General features: G+C 53.7%; 6 protein-coding genes. All 6 read right to left on the minus strand.

Features of this window, described 5'->3' with window-relative positions; all coding sequences use genetic code 11:
* Positions 1–311: 311 nt before the first annotated feature.
* The 6 genes from RDM37_RS08020 to RDM37_RS08045 are packed head-to-tail and all read right to left on the minus strand — an operon-like array spanning position 312 to position 10,928.
* Positions 312–1,046 carry a methyltransferase gene (locus RDM37_RS08020; RefSeq protein WP_308556570.1) on the minus strand — a complete coding sequence of 245 codons (735 nt, stop codon included), beginning with the start codon at positions 1,044–1,046 and terminating at the stop codon, positions 312–314.
* Between the two features lie 36 nt (positions 1,047–1,082).
* Positions 1,083–4,307, minus strand: a complete 3,225-nt coding sequence (gene carB, locus RDM37_RS08025) for a carbamoyl-phosphate synthase (glutamine-hydrolyzing) large subunit (RefSeq protein ID WP_308556571.1) — start codon at positions 4,305–4,307, stop codon at positions 1,083–1,085.
* Positions 4,308–4,328: 21 nt separating this feature from the next.
* A complete protein-coding gene (gene carA, locus RDM37_RS08030; RefSeq protein WP_299366658.1) occupies positions 4,329–5,435 on the minus strand; it encodes a glutamine-hydrolyzing carbamoyl-phosphate synthase small subunit in 1,107 nt (368 codons plus the stop codon).
* 28 nt (positions 5,436–5,463) lie between these two features.
* Entirely contained in the window at positions 5,464–7,368 is a 1,905-nt protein-coding gene (locus RDM37_RS08035) for an amidophosphoribosyltransferase (RefSeq protein WP_308556572.1), read from the minus strand.
* Between the two features lie 25 nt (positions 7,369–7,393).
* A complete protein-coding gene (gene yidC / locus RDM37_RS08040) occupies positions 7,394–9,274 on the minus strand; it encodes a membrane protein insertase YidC (RefSeq protein ID WP_308556574.1) in 1,881 nt (626 codons plus the stop codon).
* 52 nt (positions 9,275–9,326) lie between these two features.
* Positions 9,327–10,928 (minus strand): CTP synthase, encoded by a 1,602-nt coding sequence (locus RDM37_RS08045; protein ID WP_308556576.1) that lies wholly within the window; start codon positions 10,926–10,928, stop codon positions 9,327–9,329.
* Positions 10,929–11,196 lie beyond the last annotated feature (268 nt).

Here is an 11,196-nt window from a genome sequence, read left to right on the forward strand (position 1 = left end):
ACATATCTTTACGGGGAAATTCGTCCGATCCCCTCCTTTCTCGAATATCCACGTGGAAAATCTCAAATCTCCACGTGGATATTTTTTATTTTCCACGTGGGCGTCATTCATTTCCTCCGAAGTTTCATTTGATTCCTCCGAGGAATTTTTTCTTTCCTACCTGGGAAATAAAAAATATCCACGTGGAGATTTCGAAATATCCACGTGGAAATCAGTTTTCCCCGACACAGTACCGTATCGATATGTAGTCGGTTCTAAATTATTGTAACGGACGGGCGTTGGGTTTTCCTAGCTAAAGCTGAGACATCATGTTACGTGAGGTACTGGTCGAGTAAGTATGGGCGCAGGAGGTCTTGCGCCTCGGCTGTGTAGTGCTGCTGCGCGGTGCGTATGTCTAGATGCTCCGAGAGACAAGGCGCAGGCACTGTCGCGGAGCGATGCCACTGCGTCAGAAGTCGTATGGCGGGCTGCCCTACTTGGTGGTGTAGCCCGCAAAGCCGTGTGAGGTTGTAGCGGTGCAGCACGGCCTCCCGACGCAGGAGGGGCAATGCCTCGACGGGCGTGACGAGGCATAGCGTTGGCTCAGGCGCCACGAGTGGCTCCAGGTAACGAAAGAGTAGATGTGGTGCAAAGCCCTCTCCCGTGTGGCGCGCCTGACGGAGCGATGCCGTAGCGGGCTGGAGTCCGTCGTAGTAAGGAGGATTGGAGATGATGAGGTCGTAGGTACGGGATGGCAAAGCAAGCTCAGGCGCGGTGATGTCACACGACAGTGCCGTGAGCCGATCGCTATAGGGAGAGCGGGAGAAGTTGTCCTGAGCAGTGCGGACCGCTTCGTCATCGATGTCGATGGCGGTAACCATGGCATTGGGATAAGTCTGCGCAAGCATCAGCGACAGGATGCCGGTCCCTGTTCCCACATCTAGGACTTGACTGGCTGTGTGAGCCGTCTTCGCCCAGGCTCCGAGGAAGAGCGCATCGGTAGAGATACGCATAGCACAAGCCCCCTGCATGAGAGCGTAGTGTCGCATGCAGAAGGGCTTGTCCATAGTTTTGGTTGGCTGTTGGCTGTTAGCTGTTAGCTGTTAGTACTCTTGCCAGCTCTTGATCTCGAGCTCTTCTAGCGAGAGCGTGCAGAATGCCTTGATATAGGTGGCTGCAAGGCGCGCATTGGTGATCAGCGGGATGTTGAGATCGATCGCTGCACGGCGTAGCTTGTAGCCATTGGTCAACTCACCCGTAGAGAGGTTCTTATTGATGTTGACCACAAGGTCTACCTCATGCTGGTGCAGCAAATCAAGTGCCTGTGGCTGCTCGGTGCTGTCGGGCCAGTGAACAAGTGTGGCGGGGACCCCGTTCTCCTCTAGGAAGTGCTGCGTGCCTGCTGTAGCGTAGAGCTTGTAGCCTTTCTTGTGGAGGAGCTGCGATGCCTCGAGGAGGTCAGCCTTTTGCTTGGCGCCACCTGTCGAGAGGAGGACGCCACGCTCTGGGATATGATGCCCCACGGAGAGCATCGCCTTGAGGATAGCCTCCTCGGTGTCTTCGCCGATACAGCCCACTTCGCCCGTGGAAACCATATCGACACCTAGCACGGGGTCAGCCTTTTGCAAGCGGGAGAAGGAGAACTGCGAAGCCTTGATCCCCACATAGTCTAGCGAGAAGGCATCCTTCGTCGGGTGCTCATAGGGCAGTCCTAGCATGATCTTGGTTGCTAGGTCGATGAAGTTGAGTCGCAGTACCTTGCTCACGAAGGGGAAGCTACGCGAAGCGCGAAGGTTGCACTCGATCACTTTGATCTCGTTGCCTCGTGCGAGGAACTGGATGTTGAACGGACCCGAGATGTGTAGCGCCTCGGCTATCTGGCGCGAGATACGCTTGATGCGTCGGACGGTCTCGACGTAAAGCTTCTGAGCGGGGAACTGGATGGTCGCATCGCCACTGTGTACGCCAGCGAACTCGATATGCTCGCTGATCGCATAGGCGACGATCTCGCCATGGTCAGCGACGGCATCCATCTCGATCTCCTTGGCATGCTCGACAAACTGCGACACGACCACGGGGTGGTCTTGGGACACGTTGGCTGCGAGCTGCAAGAAGCGAAGTAGCTCCTCCTGATTGGAGCAGACATTCATCGCAGCTCCTGAGAGGACGTAGCTAGGACGTACCAAGACGGGATAGCCAACACGATCTACAAAGCGGTCAATGTCCTCAATGGTGGTGAGCTCGCTCCACTCGGGCTGGTCGATACCCAGCTCGTCTAGCATGGCGGAGAACTTATGTCGATCCTCCGCATGGTCTATATCTTCGGCTTGCGTGCCTAGGATAGTGACCCCATTGGCGGCAAGACGTAGTGCCAGGTTGTTCGGGATCTGACCACCCGTAGCTAGGATGACGCCCTTGGGTGCCTCTAGGTCTATGATATCCATGACGCGCTCGAAGGTGAGCTCGTCAAAGTAGAGACGGTCTGACATATCAAAGTCTGTACTGACGGTCTCTGGATTGTAGTTGATCATGATAGAGCGCAGACCCGCCTTGCGAATGGTGTGTAGCGCATTGACACCGCACCAGTCAAACTCGACGGAGCTACCGATACGATAAGCTCCCGAGCCTAGTACGATGACCGACTTGCCGTCTTGCTCTGTGGCTATGTCGTGCTCCTCACCATGATAAGTGAGGTAGAGGTAGTTGCTCTCGGCTGGCACCTCAGCGGCTAGCGTGTCGATCTGCTTGACATAAGGTAGTATGCCGAGGCTCTTGCGGTGCTGGCGTACTTGGTCTGCCTCTTTGTGGAGGGGCTTCTTGTACTCCTTGGTGACGGCTCGGGCGATCTGGAAGTCGGTGAAGCCTTGCTCCTTAGCTTGTCGTAGTAGCTCAGCGGGAAGACTCTCGATGGAGTCGCAGGTGCCCAGTGTCTCGGAGGTCTCTAGGATGCCTTGGAGGCGATAGAGGAACCAACGGTCGATCTTCGTAAGCTCGTGGATCTGCTCCACGCTGTATCCCTGACGGAACGCTTTGCTGATGACGAAGATGCGGGTGTCTGTTGGCTCCCGCAGGGCTGTATCGATGTCGGGGATGACGAGCTCTTTGTTTTCGCAGAAGCCGTGCATGCCCTGCCCGATCATGCGGAGTCCCTTTTGGATTGCCTCCTCAAAGGTGCGACCGATAGCCATCACCTCGCCGACGGACTTCATACTACTACCGAGCTGACGAGAGACACCGTGGAACTTACCTAAGTCCCAGCGAGGTATCTTGCAGACGCAGTAGTCTAGTGCTGGCTCAAAGAAGGCTGGCGTGGAACCTGTCACCGCATTCTGCACCTCAAAGAGTCCATAGCCTAGTCCGAGCTTCGCAGCAACGTGTGCGAGGGGATAACCGGTAGCTTTGCTGGCTAGAGCTGAGGAGCGAGAGAGGCGCGCATTGACCTCGATGACGCGGTAGTCCTCACTGTAGGGGTCGAGGGCGTACTGCACATTGCACTCGCCTACGACGCCGAGGTGACGGATGATCTTGATAGCGATCGTGCGGAGCTTATGATACTCATCATTGGTGAGGGTCTGTGAGGGAGCGATGACGATACTCTCGCCGGTGTGAATGCCGAGCGGGTCAAAGTTCTCCATATTACAGACGGTGATGCAGTTGTCGTAGGCGTCTCGCACCACCTCGTACTCGATCTCTTTCCAGCCGCGCAAGCTCTTCTCAATCAGGAGCTGTGGGGAGAAGGCGAAAGCTTTCTCTGCAAGGACTCGGAGCTCCTCATCATTGTCACAGAAGCCACTACCCAAGCCACCCAGCGCATAGGCAGCTCGTACGATGACGGGATAGCCTAGTTGGTTGGCAGCAACGAGAGCGTCCTCCATCGTGGTGACAGCGTGGCTCTGGATGGTCTTGACCTCTATCTCGTCAAGCTTCTCGACAAAGAGCTCGCGGTCTTCGGTCGCCATAATGGTCTCGACGGGTGTACCGAGGACATCGATACCGTAACGCTCCAGGACGCCAGACTGAAAGAGCTGGACACCACAGTTGAGCGCGGTCTGCCCACCGAAGGCTAGCATAATGCCGTCTGGACGCTCACGCTCTATGACACGCTCTACGAAGTAAGGCGTGACGGGTAAGAAATAGACCGCATCAGCAACGCCTTCGCTGGTCTGTACCGTAGCGATATTGGGGTTGATGAGGACGGTCTTGATACCCTCCGCTTTGACAGCTTTGAGAGCTTGTGAGCCTGAATAGTCAAATTCGCCTGCCTCTCCGATCTTAAGTGCACCAGATCCGAGTAGGAGTATCTTATTGTATTGCTTACGCTGAGTCATGGTTTGGTCGAGCTTGATGGGTTATTTCGACAATTGTGGGTAGTTCAAGACGGTGTCCTGAAAGTCTGTGAAGAAGCTGAGCGCATCTAGCGGACCGCCCTTTGCCTCTGGGTGGAACTGTACCGAGCGAAATGGCAGGTCGGTGTGCATTAGCCCCTCGTTGGTGCCATCGTTGAGGTTGGTGTACCACTCTTCCCATCCCTGAGGGAGTGTCGCTGAGTTGACAGCGTAGCTATGGTTCTGGCTAGTAATGAGGCACTGGGGCGAGCCGACCAACTGGACAGCTTGATTGTGCCCGTGGTGTCCATACTTCATCTTGTAGATCTTAGCACCAGAGGCGAGCGCCATAAGCTGATTGCCCATACAGATGCCGTAAGTGGGGAGCTGACGCTCGAAGGCATACTGTATCTGTCTGATCGTCTCCTTGCAGCAAGTCGGCGCGCCAGGGCCATTGCTGATGAAGACGCCACGCAGCCCCTCGATCTGCTCCAAAGGATAGTCCCAGGGGACGCGGTGGAGGGTGAAGCGCTCATCGATAAGCGAGCGCAGGATGTTGTCCTTGAGTCCACAGTCGATCAAAGCTATATGACAGTCGCCCGATCCGTAGATCCGAGGCTCGGGGCAAGAGGCTTGAGCAACTAAGTTTTGCTCTCCGATGGCAGGCTCTATGGGAGAGGTTTCGCCCTCGATGGTTATCGTGCCGACCTGGATACCATGGTCACGCAGGTGCTTGGTCAGAGCTCGTGTATCGATGCCCGTAATCCCCACGACGCCTTGCTCTGCCATAAAGTCTCCTAAGGACTGCTCCGCATTCCAGTGGGAGTACTCAGGCGAGTAGCTATTGACTATCAGGGCACGCATGAGACAGCCGTCACTCTCGTAGTATCTGGGGATGTCGTACTCATCTCGAGTGGCAGCGGGGACACCGTAATTGCCCACCATCGGATAGGTCATCACCAAGATCTGACCCATATAGCTGGGATCGGTGAGCGACTCGGTGTAACCATTCATGGCTGTATTAAAGACTACCTCCCCGGCCAACTGTCTGGTCGCACCGAAGTGCCAGCCTGTGTAGGTAGATCCGTCTTGTAGCGTGAGCGTAGCTTTGCGCTGAGTGGATGTTTGCATGATTATTAGTTGAAAAGAGCGTCTATGTCTATTTGCGATTGTACTGCTGCTCGTAGTAAGCGATGAAAGCATCGTTGACGAGATGGGACCCGCCAGGCGTAGGATAGTCGCCCGTAAAGTACCAGTCGCCTGGATGATGTGGGATAGCTTCGTGTAGTGTCTCTACTGTCTGGTAGACAATGCTAACCTCAGCCTTGATGCCGTCAGACTTAACGAGCTCAGCGATCTTGGCAGAGATCTCTTCCTCCGTAAAGGGTGCGTAGAGGGTCTTGATCACATTAGGTACGTACTCCGTGAGCGGACGCTCCCTAAGCGCTATCGCCTCACGGTATGCCTCGTCGAGCATACGCTGCAGGGCTCGCTCCTGAAGGAGTGCGATCATAGCTCTAAAGGCTATGAACTCGTCCACGTGACGCATATCGATGCCGTAGTAGTCAGGATAGCGGATCTGTGGAGCACTGGAGACGAAGACTATCTTACGCGGTCCTAAGCGGTCCAAGATCGTGAGGATGCTCTGGCGTATCGTCGTGCCTCGTACGATACTGTCGTCGATGACCACGAGATTGTCCACGCCACGCTCGATGGAGCCGTAGGTGACGTCGTAGACGTGCGTCGCTAGGTCGTTGCGGGTGTTACCCTCGGAGATGAAGGTGCGTAGCTTGATATCCTTGATGGCGACTTTCTCACTACGTATGCGCTGCGAGAGGATATGCTTTAGTTGCTCGTCAAAGTCGGGAACTCCTAACGCTTGCTCGATCTGCTCCGCCTTGCGCTTGTTGAGCTCTAGATTTAGTCCCTCTAGCATACCGAAGTAAGCGACCTCGGCGGTGTTGGGAATAAAGGAAAAGACCGAGTGGGTCAAGTCGCCGTCTATCTCTCTGAGGATAGCTGGCGTGAGAAGCTGCCCTAGCATCTTACGCTCCCGGTAGATGTCTCGATCACTACCACGAGAGAAGTAGATACGCTCGAAGGAGCAAGCTTTCAGTTCGCCAGGCTCCAGGATCTGCGTGATACGCGGATTAGCTTTGTTGTCTATGGTGAGTGCCTCGCCAGGGTTTAGCTCGAGGACCTTGTCGTAGGTCACATTCATCACCGTCTGGATCACAGGACGCTCGCTAGCTACGACGATGATCTCGTCATCAATGTAGTAGAATGCGGGGCGGATGCCGTTGCGATCTCTCAAGACGAAGGAATCTCCCGACCCCGTCATGCCGCACATCACAAAGCCCCCATCCCAGATAGGACTGGTACGATGCAGCACGTTGGTCAGATCCAGATTGTCCTCGATGAAGTGCGTTATATCCATTCCCTCTAGCCCCTGCTCCTCGTGAGCGATCTTATAGAGACGCTCCACCTCACGATCTAGGCGGTGACCTACTTGGTCTAATATAATATGTGTGTCGCTAGAGGTACGAGGGTGCTGACCGATGGCTGTGATTTCGTCAAAGATGCCCGACACATTGGTCAGGTTGAAGTTACCACACACGGCGAGGGACTTCGCTCTCCAGTTGCTACGGCGTACCATCGGGTGTACGAAGGTCAAGCCCGCCAAGTCTGTCGTACTGTAACGTAGATGCCCCATATAGCAATCTCCGAGGAAAGGCGTATAGCGCTCAGCCTGCGTCGCCTGCTCTACGGTAGGCGTCGTACCATCGTGAGCCATGGCTATGGTCTCATGTACCTTCTTGAAGATCTCCGTAATAGCGTTACTGCCGAGAGCTCTCTCTCGATAGATGTACTCGTCACCGGGAGGTGCCTGTGTCTTGACCACAGCTAGCCCAGCACCGTCTTGCCCACGGTTGTGCTGCTTCTCCATCAGGAGGTAGAGCTTGTTCAGCCCGTAGAGGGTCGTACCGTAGTGCTCTGCGTAGTACTCTAGGGGTTTGCGTAGTCGTATGAGTGCTATCCCGCACTCGTGCTTGAGAGGTTCCATAGATCCGCCGAGGGTTATATCTTAGTTAGCGACGCTTCTTGTTTTGCTCACGCATGAGCTTCTCTTGCTCCTTCTGCATCTGCTCGAGACGCGCCATAAAGCCTTTCTTCTTCTTGGGCTTCTTCTGGTTCTCCTCGAGACGTGCCAGCACCTTATCCTCATTGATCAGTAGTCGGCTAGCGACAAACTGCAGGATCGTGATCAGCGTAGAGATAAAGTAGTAGTAGGTCAGACCAGCGGCATTGCTATTGAAGAAGATGAAGAACATGATCGTCATCATGTAAGGCATGAAGCGCATCATCTTCATTTGCGAACCACTAGCTCCGCCCGACATGCTCATCGTGTAGCGAGAGTAAATGATGTTGGTGACAGCCCATAGCAAGCAGAAGAGACTGATATGGTTACCACCGAGCAGACCCGTGATAAAGGGTATGTCTGTGCCCCACGAGATGATCGGGTCATAGGTCGAGAGATCCTTGACCCAGAGGAAGCTCTCCCCACGAAGGTCTATAGCCGTCGGGAAGAACATGTAGAGTGCGATCAAGAAAGGCATCTGTAGCAACATCGGCAAGCAACCACTCATCGGGCTAGCTCCCGCATTACGGTAGAGCTGCATCGTCGCCTGACTGCGCTTCATCATCATCTGCTGATCATCGCCCGCATACTTAGCATTGATCGCCTCTACCTGCGGCTTCAAGACGCGCATCTTAGCTTGCGACATATAGCTCTTGAAGGTGAGTGGCGAGAGGACCAGCTTGATGATGAGTGTCAGCAAGAGGATGATGATACCCCAGTTGGAGATAAAGCTCTGGAGGAAGTCTATCAGCGGACGAATCAGGGTGACATTGATCCATCTAAAGAGCGAGCCACCCACATAGATCATCCGCTTGAGGTCTAGTCGCTGCGCCTTGTCCACGCCAGCGTCCATCGCCTTGAGCATGTTGTAGTCTAGAGGCCCCATGAAGAGCGCAAAGTCCGCCTTGCGCCCATCACGTATGTCCATAGCAAAAGCCCCCTGATACTTGCAGTCCTTGATATAGTCTGTTTCCTTAGGCTCCGTCTTGAAGGACATCTTATTCTCCTCTAGGCGTGTATCGCCAAGACCTATGAGCACGGTGCTGAAGAACTTGTCCTTCATCGCTACCCACTGGATCTTCTCACGGACGTCCTTCTCCTGCTCATTTTTGGTCTCCTTGAGCTTCTCTACATCATCTGCCGGATACTTATAATATATCGTGGAGTACTGATTTTCAAACTTCCAGGAGCGCTCCTGTCGCGGTATGCGTAGGCTCATCTCTAGGTCTTGCATCGCATTGTTGCTATGTAAGAGCGACCCTAAGCCTTTCGCCTCGATAGCCATGCCGAGCATATAGCCCTCGTGAGGCATCGTGTAGATGATGCGCAGATAGCTTGATGAGTCTATCGGCAGCGTCATCAAGAGCGTTGAATCGTTGGGCTGACTAGCCTGCCAGATCAGATCCTGCGTGTCTAAGATCTGGTTTTGGCTCGTCCGTAGAGGTAGATTGAGCATAAAGTCACCAGGAGCGAAGAGTCGCACTTGTGTGCTATCGTAGCTCTGATAGTCTGCCAGCTCAGCGGAGACAGGCATAGCTCCCTGTGTGGTAAAGGTGACGCTAAGCTTATCATTGGACATCGTGTACTCCTTAGCCGGCTGGCTCATCAGCTGACTAAAAGCGTAGAGCGAGTCAACAGGGGTAGGCTTTGCCACATCTGGAGTCGTTTGGCTCTCCTCTGCGGTGGCTACAGCTGTATTTGTATCGACCTGAGTGGTATCAGTTGCCGATGTAGGAGTAGATGCAGGCGTCTGCTTAGGGAGTAGGAAGACCGAGTAGACGACGATGACCACGCCGATCAGAACGATACCTATGAGGTTTGATTTATTCATCTAAAGTATAGAGTATGTCGTGTGTAAAAGAAACTGCTCGAGATGTGCACCCCTATCGATTGCTAATTGCTGAGATAAAGGCCATAAAGATGGGACTAGGCTGCAAGACCGTGCTGCTGTACTCTGGGTGGTACTGCACACCGATGTACCAAGGGTGTCCCTCTAGCTCGAGCGCCTCGACGAGACCTGTCTCGGGATTGGTACCTACGCACTTAAAGCCAGCCTCCTCAAAGGCTGTACGGTACTGGCTGTTGAACTCATAGCGGTGTCTATGTCTCTCTGAGATCAGCAGCTTGCCATAAGCGGCTGCCAGCTTAGAGCCCTCCTTGAGTTCGCACTCATAAGCACCTAGTCGCATGGAGGCACCTAGGTCTGAGACGGCCTTCTGCTCATCCATCAGATCAATAATCTTATTGGCCGCTGTCGGCTTGATCTCGGTCGTGTTACAGTCCTCTAGGCCCAGTACATTCTGAGCGAACTCAATCGCCATGCACTGCATACCTAGGCAGATGCCGAGCGTCGGAATCTGATGCGTACGGGTATACTCTAGGGCGATCAACTTGCCCTCTACACCTCTAGAGCCAAAGCCTGGAGCCACCACGACCCCATCGTAGCCACTCAGGAGCTTCTCTACATTGTCCTTGGTGATGCTCTCGCTATGTATTGAGGTGAGCTTGAGCTTGCGATCATGATACACACAGCTCTGGAGCAGTGCCTCATCGATAGACTTGTAGGCATCTTGTAGCTCTACATACTTGCCCACGAGGGCGATGTGTAGCTCCTTGGTAGCCGACTTCATCCGGTGAACGAAGTTGCGCCACTTCTCCATTTTAGGTGTTTCGCCCACCTCCAGACCAGCCTGCTGGATCACCTGACGATCTAGCCCCTGATCCTGTAGGAGTAGCGGTATCTCGTAGATCGACGGCATGTCGATACTCTGGAAGACACTCTCCTTAGACACATTGCAGAAGAGTGCCACCTTGTCTAGTAGCTCATCTCTCAGCTTATGCTCCGTACGAAGCACCAGGATGTCGGGCTGTATACCCTCCTCTTGGAGCTGCTTCACCGAGTGCTGCGTGGGCTTCGTCTTGTACTCCTTGGCTGCTGCGATAAAGGGTACATAAGTCAGATGAACGCAGACGCAGTGGTTCTTGAGCTCCCACTTGAGCTGACGTACACTCTCCAGGAAGGGAAGTGACTCGATGTCTCCGACCACACCACCTATCTCGGTGATGACAAAGTCGTAGTGATGCTTCATGCCTAGACGACGTACGCTCCGCTTGATCTCGTCCGTGATATGCGGGATCACCTGTACCGTCTTGCCGAGGTAATCCCCGTGGCGCTCCTTATTGATCACGCTCTGATAGATACGTCCCGTGGTGATGTTGTTCTCCCGAGAGGTGCGGATATTGAGGAAGCGCTCATAGTGTCCCAGATCTAGATCCGCCTCATGGCCATCTTCCGTCACATAGCACTCGCCATGCTCGTAAGGGTTGAGCGTGCCCGGGTCGATGTTTATATACGGGTCAAACTTCTGTATCGTAACCTTGTACCCACGAGCTTGAAGCAATTTGCCAAGGCTGGCGGCTACAATACCCTTACCAAGCGAGGAGACCACGCCTCCTGTCACAAAGATGTATCGTGTATCGGTCATAACTGTGCTATTAATATATAAGGTATCACACCCCAGTAAACTGAAGTCTGTGCAAAGGTACTAAATAGTGACCACTACGACCGCACTATTTATATATAAATCTACGCACTCCCCACATCTGACGATCTCATCCCCACGCAAGAAATCTCAAATCCCTACGTGGAAAACGAAAATTCTCAACGTGAGTGCGAAATAAAACTTCGGAAGAATGAAATAAAACTTCGGAAGAATGAAATGAAACTTCGGAAGAATGAAATGAAACTTCGGA

It is taken from the genome of uncultured Porphyromonas sp., from assembly GCF_902489635.1.
GTDB lineage: Bacteria > Bacteroidota > Bacteroidia > Bacteroidales > Porphyromonadaceae > Porphyromonas.

What these genes read in the sequence shown, in the direction of transcription:
- RDM37_RS08020 (WP_308556570.1), bottom strand. Translation starts at nt 1,046, where the DNA reads ATGGACAAGCCCTTCTGCATGCGACACTACGCTCTCATGCAGGGGGCT.
- carB (WP_308556571.1), bottom strand. Translation starts at nt 4,307, where the DNA reads ATGACTCAGCGTAAGCAATACAATAAGATACTCCTACTCGGATCTGGT.
- carA (WP_299366658.1), bottom strand. Translation starts at nt 5,435, where the DNA reads ATGCAAACATCCACTCAGCGCAAAGCTACGCTCACGCTACAAGACGGA.
- RDM37_RS08035 (WP_308556572.1), bottom strand. Translation starts at nt 7,368, where the DNA reads ATGGAACCTCTCAAGCACGAGTGCGGGATAGCACTCATACGACTACGC.
- yidC (WP_308556574.1), bottom strand. Translation starts at nt 9,274, where the DNA reads ATGAATAAATCAAACCTCATAGGTATCGTTCTGATCGGCGTGGTCATC.
- RDM37_RS08045 (WP_308556576.1), bottom strand. Translation starts at nt 10,928, where the DNA reads ATGACCGATACACGATACATCTTTGTGACAGGAGGCGTGGTCTCCTCG.